The sequence below is a fragment of the Spiroplasma phoeniceum P40 genome (assembly GCF_003339775.1).
GTDB classification, from domain to species: Bacteria; Bacillota_I; Bacilli_A; order Mycoplasmatales; family Mycoplasmataceae; genus Spiroplasma; species Spiroplasma phoeniceum.
The window spans coordinates 180553-197329 of the sequence record NZ_CP031088.1 but is presented as its reverse complement, the minus strand read 5'-3'; the positions used below and the strand labels follow the sequence as shown (position 1 = coordinate 197329).

Annotated in this window: 21 protein-coding genes and 1 pseudogene; 17 read left to right on the top strand and 5 right to left on the bottom strand. The window is 25.6% G+C overall.

The genetic code is table 4. From position 1 onward, the window contains the following. Positions 1–136 precede the first annotated feature (136 nt). Both SDAV_RS01305 and SDAV_RS01300 read right to left on the bottom strand, forming a co-directional pair. On the bottom strand, positions 137–688 hold the full coding sequence (locus tag SDAV_RS01305; protein ID WP_114564250.1) for a DDE-type integrase/transposase/recombinase: 552 nt from the start codon (positions 686–688) through the stop codon (positions 137–139). Further along, positions 688–837 (bottom strand): hypothetical protein, encoded by a 150-nt coding sequence (locus tag SDAV_RS01300; RefSeq protein ID WP_083436084.1) that lies wholly within the window; start codon positions 835–837, stop codon positions 688–690. Before SDAV_RS01300 ends, SDAV_RS01305 begins: the two co-directional genes overlap by 1 nt. Before the next feature lie 385 nt (positions 838–1222). On the opposite strand from SDAV_RS01300, the gene SDAV_RS01295 reads away from it, so the two are divergent. The 5 genes from SDAV_RS01295 to SDAV_RS01280 all read left to right on the top strand — a co-directional run bounded on the left by SDAV_RS01295 (position 1223) and on the right by SDAV_RS01280 (position 5183). After that, a complete protein-coding gene (locus SDAV_RS01295) occupies positions 1223–1819 on the top strand; it encodes a YqeG family HAD IIIA-type phosphatase (RefSeq protein ID WP_114564249.1) in 597 nt (198 codons plus the stop codon). Further along, positions 1806–2882, top strand: coding sequence for a ribosome biogenesis GTPase YqeH (yqeH, locus tag SDAV_RS01290; protein ID WP_114564248.1), 1077 nt, complete (start codon positions 1806–1808; stop codon positions 2880–2882). Before SDAV_RS01295 ends, yqeH begins: the two co-directional genes overlap by 14 nt. Positions 2883–2925: 43 nt before the next feature. Beyond that, positions 2926–3324, top strand: coding sequence for an HAD family hydrolase (locus SDAV_RS13855; RefSeq protein WP_281268819.1), 399 nt, complete (start codon positions 2926–2928; stop codon positions 3322–3324). Then, positions 3311–3820, top strand: a complete 510-nt coding sequence (locus tag SDAV_RS13850; RefSeq protein ID WP_281268818.1) for an HAD hydrolase family protein — start codon at positions 3311–3313, stop codon at positions 3818–3820. Before SDAV_RS13855 ends, SDAV_RS13850 begins: the two co-directional genes overlap by 14 nt. Positions 3821–3935: 115 nt before the next feature. Further along, positions 3936–5183: a phosphatase PAP2 family protein gene (locus SDAV_RS01280; protein ID WP_151202494.1), complete on the top strand. Its 1248-nt coding sequence runs from the start codon at positions 3936–3938 to the stop codon at positions 5181–5183. Positions 5184–5279: 96 nt separating this feature from the next. On the opposite strand, the gene SDAV_RS01275 is transcribed toward SDAV_RS01280, so the two are convergent. Next, positions 5280–5597: a hypothetical protein gene (locus SDAV_RS01275; RefSeq protein WP_114564246.1), complete on the bottom strand. Its 318-nt coding sequence runs from the start codon at positions 5595–5597 to the stop codon at positions 5280–5282. 727 nt (positions 5598–6324) lie between these two features. On the opposite strand from SDAV_RS01275, the gene SDAV_RS01265 reads away from it, so the two are divergent. The 12 genes and pseudogenes from SDAV_RS01265 to SDAV_RS01210 all read left to right on the top strand — a co-directional run bounded on the left by SDAV_RS01265 (position 6325) and on the right by SDAV_RS01210 (position 15930). Then, entirely contained in the window at positions 6325–6600 is a 276-nt protein-coding gene (locus SDAV_RS01265; RefSeq protein ID WP_114564245.1) for an HNH endonuclease, read from the top strand. 182 nt (positions 6601–6782) lie between these two features. After that, positions 6783–7529: a hypothetical protein gene (locus tag SDAV_RS01260; protein ID WP_114564244.1), complete on the top strand. Its 747-nt coding sequence runs from the start codon at positions 6783–6785 to the stop codon at positions 7527–7529. A gap of 1024 nt (positions 7530–8553) precedes the next feature. Beyond that, positions 8554–9810 (top strand): histidine--tRNA ligase, encoded by a 1257-nt coding sequence (gene hisS / locus SDAV_RS01255; RefSeq protein ID WP_114564243.1) that lies wholly within the window; start codon positions 8554–8556, stop codon positions 9808–9810. Further along, entirely contained in the window at positions 9810–11543 is a 1734-nt protein-coding gene (gene aspS, locus SDAV_RS01250; protein ID WP_114564242.1) for an aspartate--tRNA ligase, read from the top strand. The genes hisS and aspS overlap by 1 nt, the downstream gene beginning before the upstream one ends. A gap of 497 nt (positions 11544–12040) precedes the next feature. After that, complete coding sequence (locus SDAV_RS01245; RefSeq protein WP_114564241.1) at positions 12041–12190, top strand: hypothetical protein; 150 nt, start codon at positions 12041–12043, stop codon at positions 12188–12190. Further along, on the top strand, positions 12190–12441 hold the full coding sequence (locus SDAV_RS01240) for a hypothetical protein (RefSeq protein WP_245938441.1): 252 nt from the start codon (positions 12190–12192) through the stop codon (positions 12439–12441). Before SDAV_RS01245 ends, SDAV_RS01240 begins: the two co-directional genes overlap by 1 nt. Positions 12442–12766: 325 nt before the next feature. Further along, a pseudogene (locus tag SDAV_RS01235) lies at positions 12767–13020 on the top strand (DUF3627 domain-containing protein); the annotation flags it as partial. 204 nt (positions 13021–13224) lie between these two features. Next, on the top strand, positions 13225–13800 hold the full coding sequence (locus tag SDAV_RS01230) for a hypothetical protein (RefSeq protein ID WP_114564240.1): 576 nt from the start codon (positions 13225–13227) through the stop codon (positions 13798–13800). 175 nt (positions 13801–13975) lie between these two features. After that, complete coding sequence (locus SDAV_RS01225; RefSeq protein WP_114564239.1) at positions 13976–14191, top strand: YneF family protein; 216 nt, start codon at positions 13976–13978, stop codon at positions 14189–14191. 265 nt (positions 14192–14456) lie between these two features. Next, positions 14457–14900 (top strand): hypothetical protein, encoded by a 444-nt coding sequence (locus SDAV_RS01220; RefSeq protein WP_114564238.1) that lies wholly within the window; start codon positions 14457–14459, stop codon positions 14898–14900. Then, complete coding sequence (locus SDAV_RS01215) at positions 14876–15181, top strand: hypothetical protein (protein WP_114564237.1); 306 nt, start codon at positions 14876–14878, stop codon at positions 15179–15181. The genes SDAV_RS01220 and SDAV_RS01215 overlap by 25 nt, the downstream gene beginning before the upstream one ends. Before the next feature lie 389 nt (positions 15182–15570). After that, on the top strand, positions 15571–15930 hold the full coding sequence (locus SDAV_RS01210; protein ID WP_114564236.1) for a hypothetical protein: 360 nt from the start codon (positions 15571–15573) through the stop codon (positions 15928–15930). An 18-nt stretch (positions 15931–15948) separates the two neighbouring features. On the opposite strand, the gene SDAV_RS01205 is transcribed toward SDAV_RS01210, so the two are convergent. Together SDAV_RS01205 and SDAV_RS11700 are read right to left on the bottom strand one after the other, a co-directional pair. Continuing rightward, complete coding sequence (locus SDAV_RS01205; RefSeq protein WP_114564235.1) at positions 15949–16134, bottom strand: hypothetical protein; 186 nt, start codon at positions 16132–16134, stop codon at positions 15949–15951. A gap of 292 nt (positions 16135–16426) precedes the next feature. Next, complete coding sequence (locus SDAV_RS11700) at positions 16427–16573, bottom strand: hypothetical protein (protein WP_186823430.1); 147 nt, start codon at positions 16571–16573, stop codon at positions 16427–16429. Between the last annotated feature and the right edge of the window lie 204 nt (positions 16574–16777).

Sequence of the window (16777 nt, the reverse complement as noted above, 5' to 3'; positions counted from 1 at the left end):
TATTAAATTTTAATTAATAAATACATATTTTATTATTTTAATAACATATTTTATGAGTTAATTTACATATTATTAATTAATTAAAATATAATAAACTTATTTAGTTTAAACACAAAAACTTAATAATTTAAAATTATTAAATTAAACTTAAACTATTCAAAAAATTAAATGGTGTCTGAAAATTTAAAGACTTATGTACTCTTTCAAAATTATAAAAATAATAATAATCATTTAATTTATTCTGTAAACTAACTGCATTTAATATTTTTTCTTCAAATACAAATAATTTAGTATAATTTTGATGAAATCTTTCAATCTTACCGTTTGACTGTGGAGAGCGAACTGGTGTTGTTTGATGCAAAATATTTTTATCTGTTAAAAATTGAGTAAAATTAGTCTTTTTAACACTAATTTTTTGATTATTACGATAATTATTAATAAATTCAGAACCGTTATCAGTTCTAATCCGTGTTATTCGTGTTATTATAATACCAAATATATTTTTAGAATCACTAATTGCTTTTTTAACAGCATCAATAGCATTATCAGTACTTAATTTATCATAAACATATCCTAATGCTAATCTTGTTTTTTCATCAATAAAATCATAAACATAATACTTTTTATCAACTGGAAATTTACTTGGTACAAAATATTTAGCGTCCATCTGTAACAAACTACCTAACATTATTTATTACTCTCCTTTCTTTCAATTTCTTTTTTTTCTTTTTTCTTTCCTCGAATTTGTTTAATTTTTTGATAAATTGATAAACCAATTCAAGCAAAAATCCCTAATATAATAACAACACTAAATATTGTCGTTAATCAAGTTGGCATAATACATCTCCTTTCTAAAAACTAAAAAATTGAAATTTGCAAACTCGCTCCGCTCGTTGTCGCTTCGCTCCATTAAAAACACTACTGAATAAATTATCCGCTAATAAATTACGCGGAATAATTTATTCTTTTACTTTTTAATTTCAATATCTTTTGCAATCTTATTAATAGTATTAATAACATTATCTTTACCATACTTTTTCACTAGGGACCGCAAAATAAAATATTGCTTTGTTTGCATAATTTCAACTCCTCAATTAAAAAAATTAAAAAAATTTACTTTCCAAAACTGTAAAAACCAAAAATACAAAATGTGTGTGGTATACTACATTTTTTATTGAAAATTGATATAATAAATAATAGCAAGAAATGAGGGTTTTAAATAATGGCAAAGAATATTTTTGGTAAAAAAAAGAATCGCAATTTATTACTAAATTATTTTAAACCATCCATTTATGTAAAAAATGTTAATAAAATTAATCTTGAATCATTAAAAAAACATGGAATTAAAGTCTTTATTTGTGATTTAGATAATACTTTAACACCATTTTACCGTGGTATTCCGAATACTGATAATTTAAATTTAATTCAAAAGGTCAAGGAATTAGGGATGATTTTTGTGTTAGTATCAAATAATGCCCGAAAACGAGTTGAACGGTTTGCCCAAAAAGCAGGGATTGAACATTATTATTGAAATGCTAAAAAACCATTATTAAAATATTTTCGTGTGATTTCACGGCAATTTAATACTAATCCCCATGAAATGATTATGGTTGGTGATCAATTAATTACGGATGTTTTATTCGCTAATCGAGCCCATATGGAAAGCATTTTAGTTGTCCCAGTAACAGGTGTTAATGAATCAAACCGATTAATGCGTTTATTAGAAAATTTACTTTATAAACGGTTAGCTCAAAAAAATATTTTACATAAAGGTTTCTTTGATGAAGGAGAATATGGATTAGACTATGATATCTTATAAGAAGTGTGCTGGTTGTGGGGTTATTTTACAAACTATAACCCCAAACAATCTTGGATATGTGGAAACATTAACGCAAGATTATTGTTATCGTTGTTTTCGGTTAACTCATTATAATGAACTAGTTCCTTATAATATAACAGCAATTGATTTTTTTGCAAAGTTACGGCAAGATTATCATTTGAATTGACATTATTTTTATGTTTTAGATGTTTATGATTTGGATGGAACACGGAATTTGAAATTAGAACAACTATTACAAAATAATAAAGTAACTTTAATTATTAATAAAATTGATTTAGTAAATAAATTAATTAATGCTAATAAAATTATTACTTATATTAGTGAACTTTTTCGAAATTCAGTGCTTTTTTCAAAAATAGAAGATATTATTTTAGTGAGTGGTTTAAAAAATTATGGTTTAGATGAATTATGACGATATATTAAGCGCCAAGATAATGATCTTGTTTTTGTTGGTAGTTCTAATACAGGAAAAAGTACATTATTAAATAGTTTAATTAAGTTAACTAACCAACAACAAAAAATTACTGTTTCGAATAACCTTGCAACAACATTAGATAAAATTGTTGTTAATTTGGGAACAAGACAGAAAGTTTATGATACTCCTGGTATTATTAATAAGCATAGTCTACTTCCATATCTTGCCGAAAATAATAAAAATATGCTTACTAAACAACTATTAAAACCAATTACATTTCAATTGTCTGCAGAGCAAACAATTTTTTATGAAGGATTAGCTAGTTTTTCATATCTGACGGGTTTAAAAACAAGTTTTCATTTTTATAAAAATAACAATTTGAAATTACACCGTACCAAATTAAGTAATAAAGATTATTATTTTACCCAGCATCTACCAACTGCTGTTGTTAGATTACAAGATTATCAAGAATGAAATGAACGAATGATCGAAATTAAGGAACCAGGTAATTATTCGCTCTTTATTGCTGGTTTAGGATGAATTAGTTTTAAAGGGCAAAGTGGTCAAAAAATAATGGTTGAAACCCATCAAAACATTAAAATTACACTACGAAAAAAGTTTATTTAGTTTTATAATTAAAAGTAGATAAGTAGAAATGAAATAAAAGATTATGAATCTTGTTAAAAAATATCCTTATGTAATTACCGATTTAGATGGCACAATTACAGGGAAAGGTTATATAATTAATCCTGAAACATATGAAGCATTACAAACATATCAACTAGCTAGTGATTATTACTTGTTTTTAGTTTCAGGACAATTAGACTTAATGGCAAAAGAATATTTTGCAAAATTAAAAATTAAAACACCAATTATTTCCTGTAATGGGACGTTAATTCGTGACAGTTTAACAAATGAAATATTATATCAACAACCTTTACCACAAGCATTAGCTCTTGCCGTGTTAACAAAGGCCATTGCAGTAAATGTTGATCACATTGTTTATACTGCTAATATGGTTTATGGTTATCCTGAATCTGGTCGGAATTGCTTTTATGCTAAAGTATAATGCCCAATTAGATAATGATGATTATCGCATTCCAATTGATACAGAAACGGATTATGTAGCTTTATTAAAAAATAATGAAATTGAAGTTTTAAAAATTTTATTCCCTTTTAATTCATCAACTGAATTAGAGCAATTCCAAACGATTTATCATCCCTTTAAAGCTGCAGCTGATGGTGTTTTCTCTCAAAAAGATTTATTTGATATTCAAGCATTAAATATTAATAAGGGTTATGCTTTTAAAAAATTATGTGCTTTAAAAGGGTATGATCCACAACAGTTTATTTTTTATGGAGATAATTATAATGACCTTCAACTTGCTAAAATTGTTGGTTATACTGTTGCGATGGGGAATAGTGTCTTAGAATTAAAAAAAATTGCTAATACAACAACAATGACAGTTACCGATAATGGGGTTCGTGAACATCTTTTTACCGAAGTATTATCAAAAGAACAACTAGCAGAATTTCTTCCCCAAGTTAAAAATGTTTTTAAATAAAACATTTTTTTATTTATCAAGTTTCTGTTTTTTATTATGATATAATCATTTTATGAAGATGTGAAATTTTACGAGATACACCAAACAAAAGTTCTATGTTGACGGTTCTGCATTTATGAACAAAGATAGTAAGAACAAATTTGTTTTTAAAATATTAAAAATTATTGCCTTAACTGTTGTTATAACACTTTTTATTGTAGGCAGTATTTGAGACCGCCAAATTGCAAAAGCGATTGGTGATTTAAATGATAATGGTGTTGTCAGTTGATTAAGTTTATTTTGAGATAAACTAGCTTATACAATGACCGTTCCATTTATGTTTGCAGGAGTAGGGATTTTATTAGAAAGTTTAAATATCAAATATAAATCAAAATTTAAATTCTTAGCAATTATCATTATTATTGTTTATGCTTTATTTATAATTTTATTTACCTTAATTATTAGTTGAATGATTTATCAGCAATCAACATTTTCTGCTTTTGGTGGTAAAGGAAGAGATTATTGATTTGGTCTTGATGGAACAAGCACAATCGTTGCAATGACAATTCAACTTAGTATTGAAGTTATCTTAATGGGCGGGATTGCTTGATTTTTAAGAGTTAAATTTTCAAAACGAGATGATTTATTAACTAATAATTATTGAATTGATGCCTTAAAAATATTTGTAGTGTTTGCGCTTTTTGGTATTACTTTTGATCCACTTTTGAAAACTTTCTTTGGACGACCATATTGACTCCATGTTGATTATCAATATGTTATTGACCATTTACCAGATAGTTGAACAAACAAACCAACTAATGTTATTGATGCCGAATATTTAGATTGGTGACAAATTCAAGGTTTTAAAGCTGAATACTGAGCTTTTTTATTAGGAAAAGTAGGGGAAGTAACACATAACTGAAGTGATAAGGCATTTCCATCTGGTCACATGAATTCATCATCAATGCCTGTTTATGGTTTTTTGTTATATTTTATGAATGAAAAACGTAAACAAAAGATTACTTGCTGAAAATGATTCATATTTGGGTTTTTTATTGCAAATATTGCAATGATGGCATTTATGCAAATTCTTTCAAGAACACATTACTTAACTGATTTAATGTTTAGTTTAATAGTTTTATTAATATTCTTTCAATGAGTTGCTTATGCAACTGATCATGTCATTTATAAAGTTTTATCATTAATTTGAAACAAACAAAACAAACGCTATTCGATGGTTAAATTGAATAATGGTCAGAAAACAATTTTATTGCTTGATATTGATGGTGTTTTATGAATTGTAGCAAAAGTAAGAACTGCAAAAATTAATAAATCTAAAAAATATAAATATTGACATCGTGACAATATTATTTACAAAAAATAAGAACTGTATGTCTGATATAGTCTAAAAATTAAAAAAATCTAGATATAATCTAGATTGTTAAGGCAACTTATAGTAAACAATGGATAATTTTTCAAATTATCTATCGTATGATTGTTCTTCATTTTTTTCTTTTGTTTTTTCATGTAATTCATTCATAACATCCATAAAGTTTCTAAAAACTTCTTGGTTAATTTCTGGAGATTGTGTGCGAACTTGGTTATGAATTTGGGCTTGTTTTTTTGTCATTGCTTGTCGTTTTGCGATTTCTTTTCCGCCTTCTTTAAGCAAATGATCTGTAAATTCAGCTGCATCTTTTTTGTTAAAACCAAGTTTCTTTAAAAATGAATTAACTCCTTTTTTGATTGATTTATAAGTTTTTTTCAAACTTTCTTTTATTTCTGATGTAAACCCCATATCAAAATTTTCTTTCTTATTATTTAATTAGTTTAATTAAAGTCATTTATTTTAAAAATAATATTAATATTTTTAAAATCATTTACAATGTTCATTCTATCATAATTATTTTAAATTAGCAATATTTTTAAGTTAATAATAAAAAATATGCTTATTTTTATTAATTTAATGTAAGAAAAGGGAAAATTTAAATTTTCCCTTTTCTTACATACTATTTTTCTTAATTATTTATTATATTCATATTCTAAATTTTTTAATTCAGGATTAGATTCTTCATTAGGAATTGAGTTTTGCTCATTTCAATAAAAAAAGCATATCCTTTTTGAAAAATAACTCAAACCTTTCTTGTTGAATCAATTGTTACAATACAAAAATCTTCAGGTTGAACTTGATTAAGAAAATTATTAATATCATCTAAGGTATTTAATCTAATATATTTGTATGTTTTATTTTGTATTTTTTCCTCTTTCTATTTAGTTACATTTTAATATTAACATATATTAATATATTTATTAAATGAGGAATAAGATATAACAAATTAAAAAACTTTAAAAGGTAAATGTAAATTAATAGGTAACTATGATTTTTGCATATATTTTATATATAATTGATTAATTTAAAATAATATTTAATAAATTAGTAGGGATTAATTTAATATAAAACTAATAATAATTAACAAAATAAAACTAATAATTTATAAATAATAATAGAAAGGAATATTTACTATATGAAACTAGATCAACAAACAAAAATGGTTTGAGATAAGGCAAAAAAATGTAATTGTAAATCAAAACAACAAGATGAAGCTGATGCCCATAAACTTTGCGGAATTTGTAAAAAAACAATGATATATGGTGCTTATGAAAGTGTTAAAAATCAACAGAATAGTATTTATAGATGAAATTTAGATCATAAAAAGCCGAAATCACAGGGAGGCGATAATTCTATTGAGAATTTGCAAGCAGTCCATGTAAAATGTAATAGAAAAAAAGGAAGTTCTTAGTAAATTTATATGAATTATTTTAAGATAAAATAATAAAATTAATATGTTAAGAAAATAATTTATTAAATATCCAACATAGGCGCTAAATTATTTCCCTAATACCTAGTTTTCTCCTTAGTTTTATGATATAATTAAGTAGAAAATGTGTCAATGAGATAGGTCACCTAGGAGAAACAAACCATATGAAAAAAGATATGATTATTTTATCAGTTGAAGACTTCTTAGCATTAGAACCTGATGAAAATATTCGTGAAGTACGACATGATGCAGAATATCAGTTTGATTATGAAAGCTGAAAAACAATTCTTTATTCGTCAGGAAAATTAAAATTTATTCTTCGTTATGTTCAAGCAATCTTTCAATGAATGAAAGAAGTAACTGATTTAACTGGCTTAACAATTAGTATTAGTGCCATTATTGTTGATAAGTTTAATTTCTCATTATTTAAAAATCAACAACATTTATTTAATTGTAGTTTATCAACTAATTTTTATTTAATTCCTGAAATAGAATGAGCAGAAAAAATTACAGAAGCACATGCTTCCAATTATGATTTGGTTAAAAATCAATTAATGTATGATCCATTAGAAATGGAACATTGAAAAGGGGAAGAAGGATTTGGTAAATTTATTAATATGCTATTAATGATTATTCGTAATGGGGGAAAACTTGACCCATTAATGTTACCAATCCAGTGAATGATTGAATTTAAAGATAAAAAATTAACGATGTCACGAATTAGAATGCAAATTCAAGCGTTACAAAATCGGACAGCACCAGATAAAGAATTTATCCTTGATTCGCGGAAAAAGAATAATAATGTTGAAGACGAAATTGACTTAGAAAAACGGCCATCATTAGAACCAGTTAATAAGAATGATAGTGATGATATTGCATCATGAAATAAATATTATAAAGAAGATGTTTAATACTTTATTAATGTGAAAAAAGGGTTAAAGAAGAACTTAACCCTTTTTATATAATTTTATTACTTGCTATTATTTTAATTCTGTCTAAGTTTATATTAAAGAATTTAGTGGTCTTAAGTGTCGATGGTTTTTACACTAAATTAATTTTTAATTATTTCAAAATTATGTTAATATTATTATGAAAAAATATTGGAACAACTTTTAAATTTAAATTTTAAAAATAATTATAAATGAGATAAAGGAAATGTTGTGTGAATTGGATTTTTAGATATAACTCCAAATTTAGACTGGGGCAGTGATTAAAACCATTTTAAAATGTTTTTTTTGATTTCTATTTTGTAGTAGTATATCTTCAGCAAGTCTTTTTATTATTTTATCAATTATTAACTTTAATGTTATTTCATTTGCTATAGTACTTTTTATAATTTCATTTTTGTTTGCACAATGATGAATAAGTTTACATATATTATTGTTTTCCTCTTATCTTTTTTTATTAAAAAATAGAATTTTGTTTAACATATATAATATATTAACTTTAAATATTATTGTATTTATTTTATTTAAGAAAATAAGAAAAAATCAAAGTAATAATTATTTAGATTTAAACGGTAGTTTTGTTTGTGATCCAATAACTTTTCGCATTTGCTTATATATGGTCATATAAATATTCCCAATATACATTAGTAGTAAAAATTTGGTATATATAATCAATATTTTAAAAATTCAATTTATTTTGATTGAATGTATGAATGGTTTTTACAAGATAAATTGCTAATTCATTTTACTTTTCTAAAAAAATAGGTATAATTTTAATTGAAAGAAATTATTGTTGACAATAATTGAACAGAGAAATAGTGGCTGGTGGAAACTATTGGAATTTTAAAGCGTGATGACAACATGAAGATAAAATTTAATAGATTTTGACAAGTAAGCGCATTAACTAAAAGATAATGAAATAGGATGGCACCGCGATTTTTCGTTCCTAAGCAATCTTTTAGTTTTTTATTTAGAAGGGAAGAAAGTTATGAATATGCAAAAACCACGAGGAACTGAAGATCTTTATTATGAAAAAGCAAGTGAATTAAGTTCCCTAGAATTAATGCTGCGTAGTCTTGCTATGCAATATAACTATCATGAAATTAGAACTCCAATTTTCGAAGCAAAAGATTTATTTGTGCGTTCAGTAGGAGCAGAAACCGATATTGTTAGCAAAGAAATGTTTGAATTATTAGATAAAAAAGAGCGAGCATTTGTTTTACGTCCAGAAGGAACCGCACCTGTTATTCGTAGTATTATTGAAGATAAACTATATGGGAAATATGAATTACCATTAAAATTATTTTACCTTGGGAATATGTTTCGTTATGAACGACCTCAACATGGCCGTTTACGTCAATTTAATCAGTTTGGAGTTGAAGTGGTCGGAGCTAAGAATTATTTATTAGATGTTGAAGTTATTTTACTTGGTTATAATTTATTAAAAACACTTGGATTAACAAACTTAACATTAAAACTAAATTATTTAACAATTGGTGCAGCACGAACAAAGTATCTTGGTGTGTTAACAGCTTTCTTCCAAGAACAAACATTATGTGCTGATTGTCAAATTCGGGTACAAAAGAATCCATTACGAGTATTAGATTGTAAAATTGATCATGATAAATTTAGTAATGCGCCAAAGATTTATGATTATTTAACCCCAACAGAAAATGAAGAATTTGTGGCAATTCAAAAGTTGTTAACTAAATTAGGAATTCCTTTTACCTTAGATGCGCAATTAGTACGAGGATTAGATTATTATACTGGCGTTGTTTTTGAAATTATGATTGAGGAAGCAGAGCGAGAATTAACTTTACTAGGTGGTGGACGGTATGACCAATTAGTGCACACCTTTGAACCAAGTTTAGATTATCCAGCGGTAGGCTTTGCCTTAGGACTAGAACGATTGTTATTAACTTTAGCTGCGAATGATATTGCCCTAGCTGATGAGGCTTATCTTGATGCTTATTTAATTTGTTTATCTGATCATGCGCGTTATTTTGCTGCTTCTTTGTTGTTATTACTTCGAGCAAGTGCTTTTCGTGTTGATTGTGATTATTTAACACGTAGTGTTAAAGCTCAGTTTAAATCATTAGAGCGTTTGAAAGCAAAGAATTCTATTATTATTGGTGATGAAGAATTGAAAAAAAACGTTGTAAAAATTAAAAACCAACAAACAGGAAAAGAACAAGAAGTTAAGTTTGACAAGATTATTACAGTTTTAAGTAAGGAGAAGAAATAATGAAGAGAACACATACTTGTGGTGAATTAACATTAAAAAATGTTAAAGAAAAGGTTGTTTTAAGCGGTTGAGTGGCAAAGAATCGTCGGTTAGGGGGGATTATTTTCTTAGATTTACGTGATCGAACAGGGATTACACAAGTTGTTGTCCAACCAGAGCATCCCCAATATGCCATGATTAATACAATTCGAAATGAATTTGTTATTAGTGTTGAAGGTGTTGTAATTGAACGAAAAAGTAAGAATTTAGAATTACCAACCGGGGCAATTGAAATTGCAGCTAAACAAGTCACAATTTTATCAAAAGCCGAAACACCGCCATTAATTATTAATGATGTCACTGATGCGTTAGAAGATGTTCGAATGAAATATCGTTATTTAGATTTACGTCGACCAATAATGCAACAAAAAATTATGTTACGAAATCAATTAGTGCAAACAATTCGGCAATTTTGTCATGCTCATCATTTTATTGATATTGAAACACCAATTTTAAACAAATCAACACCAGAAGGTGCCCGTGATTTCTTAGTTCCCTCGCGTTTAAATCCCCATAATTTTTATGCGTTACCACAATCACCGCAATTGTTTAAACAGTTATTAATGTTAGCCGGATTTGATAAATATTTTCAAATTGCAAAGTGTTTTCGCGATGAAGACTTACGAAGTGATCGTCAACCAGAATTTACGCAATTAGATTTAGAAATGAGTTTTGTTGAGCGCGATGATATTATCCATTTTGTTGAAACATTATTTCAAACAATTATGCAAGATGTGATGAAAGTTAAAATTAAAACGCCCTTTCTTCGGATGGATTATAATGAAGCAATTGAAAAATATGGCACTGATAAACCAGATACGAGTTATGATTTACAGTTATTTGATGCAAAAGATATTTTTGCGAAAACTGAATTTAGAGTCTTTGCAACAGCATTAAAAAAGGAGTTGAGTTTAAAAGGAATTTTTCTTCCCCAATTAATCAGCAAAAAACAAGTTGAAGAATTAACACGGATTGCCCAACAAAACAAAGCACAAGGGTTAGCATGAGTTAAACAAGAAAAGAAAAATTGAGAAGGACCACTTGCAAAAGTACTTAGTGATGATGAAAAAGCAAAATTATTACAAAAATGTAATAAACAAACTGGAACATTCTTCTTTGTTAGTGATGAAAAAGCAGTTACTTGCCAAGCTTTAGGAGCAGTCCGAGTAGCATTAGCTAAAATGTTTGCTTTAATTCCACCGAATGAATATCACTTCTTATGAATTGTTAATTGACCATTATATGAATGATCAGATGAAAATCAACGTTATGAAGCAGCTCATCATCCTTTTACCTCGCCAACTAGTGAATTTATTGATAATTTTGAGCAGAAAATGGCAACTGCGCGCGCTGATGCTTATGACTTAGTTTTAAATGGTTATGAAATTGGGGGAGGAAGCATTCGTATTCACCAAAGTGAAGTTCAAACCCAAATGTTTAAATCATTAGAATTATCAAACCAAGAAATTGAGAACAAATTTGGTTGATTTTTAAATGCTTTTAATTATGGTGTTCCACCCCATGGCGGAATTGCATTTGGACTTGATCGGTTAGCAATGATTTTAACGAATAGTGAATCAATTCGGGATGTGATTGCTTTTCCGAAGAATACAACAGGAACTGATCCAATGACAGCTTCACCAAGTCCAGTTGAGGACAAACAGTTGAATGAATTAGGGATTAATTTAAAATAATAAATATATAACAATAACTAGCAATATGATTTTTATGGTAGTATATATTATTTTGAGGTTTTTAATAAAATTAAGTAATTAGAAACAAATTAAGTTTCGCTTATGATTAAATGATAACAAAATTTATAAAAAATTTAACTTTTTTAAAAATTATATTTTTAATTGAATAAATAATTTTATAAAATTATGAATTTTGACACATTAAAAAGTACTTTTTAAAGTGCATTTTGTAATCAAAGTGCAACAAATCAACTCCTTTCTGAGTTGATTTTTTATTGAAAAGAAACATTATTTTATTTTGTGGTCCTTAGTAATTAAATATGGAAAAGATATTGTTATTAATACTGTAAATAAAATAGTAATTAATAATGTAAAAGAAAATGAATAAATTATCCGCGTAATTTATTAGCGGTAATTTATTCAATATTGTTTATTTTGAGCGTAGCGAACACGCGAAGCGTGCCGCGATATTTAAAAATTTTGAAAGGAGATATATTATGCCAACTTGATTAACGACAATATTTATTGTTGTTATTATATTAGGGATTTTTGCTTGAATTGGTTTATCAATTTATCAAAAAATTAAACAAATTCGAGGAAAGAAAAAAGAAAAAAAAGAAATTGAAAGAAAGGAGAGTAATAAATAATGTTAGGTATGTATTTAACAACGGCGGTTAATTTTTTAACAGCACCTACACCTAAAACTATGACTGAGGGTATGACTGGGATTTGAACTGGTTTATCTAGTGCATTATGAAAAGTTAAAGAAGGTATAACAAATATTTTACCTGAGATAATGGTTTTTTTTAGGTGATGCGTGAATTATTTTAATTCCGTTTGCATTTTTTTGATTATTAAAGTATTAAACTTTTTCCGTGTTATGGTTAAAGGATTTTAGTATTTATTATTTATCATGTATTTTAACTGTGGCACACTAGTTTTTATATGTGATTTGATTAAATAATATCAACTTAAAACTTATGATTTTATATTTTAATAACTATTGTTAAAAATTAAATAGTATTTTTCAGTGTGCCAATTTTTATTATTTTATATATTTAACAATGTTTATTAACAGTGTTTATTAAGCATTAAATAAACAATATATTAGCATTATCTATAACATTTTTAATAATCATTGTTTATTACAATTAAAAAACATTATATAAACATTAAATATAACAATGTTTATTAAATAAATATTTAGTTAGGAGATAATAAAATTGAGTAATTTTGTTAAAAAAAATCAGAATATAGAAAATTATTTTATTAGTAGGGAATTTATACCTTTTAAAACATATAAAGCAAGTTTTATTAATTTACCCAATCATAATAATCGTCATATTGGTTTTTGATTGAGTAATAAGTTTATTTATCCGAGTGAAAAACATTCGGATCAAGTAGCAATCGGTTTGATTTATGATAATTCTTATCCTATTTTATAAAGTATGATGAAAATTTAAAGCGAAATATTTGATAAATAAAAAACTTTTTAAAATTAGTAATAACTTTAAAAAGTACTTTTTAATGTGTCAAAATTCATAATTTTATAAGATTATTTATTTAATTAAAAATATAATTTTTAAAAAGGTTGAATTTTTTAAAAATTTTGTTATCATTTACTCATAAGCGGGACATAATTTGTTTCTAATTACTTAATTTTATTAAAAACCTAAGAATAATGAATACTACCCAAATTTTAGTTGGGGTAGAAATAAACAAAAATGATGTTCCAACTAAAATTTATATTTTAGAAGAACAATCAATTTCAACTACTGAATTTAAAGATATGACTAAAAAGGTTTCTAGTATGGCAAATAAAGTTAATGATTGATCTTTAAAATACCATAAATTAAAAGAAGATTTAAAATATAGAATTGGCCATCATGCACGAACAGTAGGCGATTTTGTTCGAGAAAAATTAATTATTAATCATAATTGAGATGAAAAAAGTCTTGAAAATAGTATTAGTCGGATTTTGGTTACGGGTGAAAAAGGATGAAAAATAGTTGATCGACATTTTACAATAAAACGCTTGTTATCTTCTGGAAGAATATATTTTTCAAAAAATTTAACTGTTACTAAAAATATTAATGGTGAAGATATAGTTACAAAAAAATATGGTTACCTATATGATGAATTATATAAATGTCTTAATTACGAAAAAACGAATATTAGAGACGAACGTCCTGGCTGAAATAAATTGGATGATATAATGCATTTGAATGTACTTTGTCGTTTTTTAGATTTAATTTAGTTGATTTAAAAATTAATAAAAAAAGCGGTATACTTAATCTAACGATAGAACTTGCCTTAAATGTATATGGTTTCCACAAAAAACCAGGAAAATAAGACTTATTTTAAAAAATATGTTAAAATATTATAGGAATTATGCTAATAATTACTTATTACAAAAAAGGAGGACAACAAGAATGCCTTGATGAGGAGGACTTATTATTGGGATTGGTTGTTTAGTTATTGGTGGGGTTTTAGGATTTTTAATTACCAAAAAAATTGTGCAAAAACAATTACGTGATAATCCCCCAATTACTGAAAAACAAATTCGGGCAATGTATATGCAAATGGGACGCAAACCGTCGGAAGCAGATATTAAAAAGGTTATGAATTCAATGAAACGTGCAAAATAAAATTGGATTTAATATCTTTTGCCAATAATGTAACACATGTTAGATTAATAATCTAACATGTGTTTTTCTTTTACCAAATAATTAACATTAGAAATACTTTTGCATAAATTTGCAAAAAATTTATAATTTTACTAGTTATTACCAAAAAGAAGAAAACAAATTGCAAAGAAGAAAGAAAAAAATAAAATCAAAATAGACATATGTTACATATGTTATGTTGATTTAAGATGTTAGAAGAAACCTTCGTTATCTTAATACTACAAAGATGATAATTAGCATTGAAGAAAATAAATTATCTTTTAATAAAGATTTTTTAGATAATATTACAATTGAAATTGCTTTAAAATTATTAGGTGAAATTGGTAAAAAAATTAAATGAGAAAAAGTAACGATATCATATACGCCTGATAGTTCTAAGTATATTGATATTCCTGAATTTTCAGAAGAATATCGTTATCAAGTTTGATTATCACCAACTAATCGTAAAGGTGCTGAAGGTATGTTATGACTTGAACCACCTTATTTTACAGGAACAAAAGAAAATAAAACTTTATCTAAACATCAAGCAACTTGTTTTATTGATGATATCGATAAAACCCCTTATAGTATTGCTTTATATAGCGCTAGTGGTCGGGTTTATTTAACTAATGGTTCAGAGGGTTCTAATATACCAATTAATAGTGTTTGGGTTTTACGACAAGAGGTGTAAATATTAGAGGTGTAAATATTATAGATAAAGATATTATTATTATTATTAAAAATGAAAATGGTACTTATTGACAAAGATTAGGTTTTGAACAAAGAAATCCAAGTCAAAGTTTTAAAGCTTTAAAAAATCGTAAGTTTTTAAAATATGATAAATATCCATTTCATATTAAAAAAGCTTATATTATGAGATATAATGCTTTATCAATTTTATATAATACACCATTTTTAAGTTTATACGGATTATTTTTACTAGCTTACATTTTAATTGAATACCAAGTTTAGAACCAGTTAAAGAATTTATGTTTGGTCAGCACAATATAACTGATGGTGGTTTTTTGGATATGCTGGAATTATTATATCATATCTAATATTACATGATACTGCTTGATTAACAACAAAAATACCTAAAATACCAGCAATTAAATTACCGATTGGTAAATGCTTAGAACAAATTTATAAAATACCAAGTTATATTTAATATTATTTGGTTGATTAATATTTCGTAAATATCTTAAAAAACATAATATTAATATTTGTCATAATTGTAAAAAAACAATATAACAAGTTAAAAGTTGAAATGAATACTGTTTGAAAAAAAGATGAATAAAAGAATAAGATTTGTTATAATTAAATTATACGTACGGCAAAATATATAGATTAAAAATAGAAAGGTGGCAATTTATGCTTACATAATTAGTAAATTAATTAAAAATAAAGCAATCTCAGTAAAAGCAGAACGCATTACAGATGATTTTAGAGAAAAAACAGAAGAAAAAATCTTTAATAAAATTGAAGATGCTTTTGAAAATATTGTGTTAGTTATGAATGATATTAAAAATCATTTTGGTGGTGTTGGTACACAAAATATTGATCGTGTTGAAAAAGATATTAATGATTTAAAACAATCAATTTCTGATTTAGAAAAATATGATAATGAAGAATTAATTGAATCAACTTTACAACATAAAGCAACAAAATGAGACATTACTCATAAAGCACATAAAGTCGCAGGACTTAAATTAAAAAAATAACCAATTAAGGTTATTTTTTTATTTTTCTTTATTGTGTTTTATATAAAAATTAATAAAGTATTCTACTTTTTCAGAAAAAGTATAGTTTTGTGGTAAATTATTTCATATTTTTTCTTGTTCTTGATTCAAATACAAATTAACTGTTTTTCGAATAAAGTTAGAATAATATATTTTCCGTTTTTGATTATATTTATCTTTTTTCATAAAATTATTAAATCCTTTCATAATTAGTAATAATCTTTACCATATTGATAAGTTAAATTAGTATCTTTATCATATTTTCATACGCAGCTATCATTATATTTACTTAAATTTACTATATTTTTAACAACTGATTTAGTATAGCGCGGTGATCTCAATTAAAATCATGATTTATCTTCATGATTTATCTTGCAAACTCCAAGCAATCGTAATAAATCATCTCTATCTTTACTAGCATTAGCATTTGTATATAGGCAATCTTAATATTTCATATTTGTGTGATAAAATCACCTTTTTAATCAATATATTCATCTATAAAATCATAATGCTCTTTTCAATCTTTATTAAAAAAATCTTGCGAATGAATAATTTTATTATTTAAATAAAGAACAATAGCAGTAGTACCAGTAACTGATGGGTCAATACCTATTTTTATTCCCATTTTGTTCATTCCTAATCTCATTCATTATTAACTGCTGGTACTACATTTAAAATATCTTCTTCTTTAACTACATTATCAGCTATTTCTGTATAAGACGGGGTACTTATCTTTTATTATATTATTTGATAAGGGTTCATCGCTCATTTGCCCCTTATTTTTGGCGACATCAATATCTTTAAATGAAATATATTCAAAATTACCACC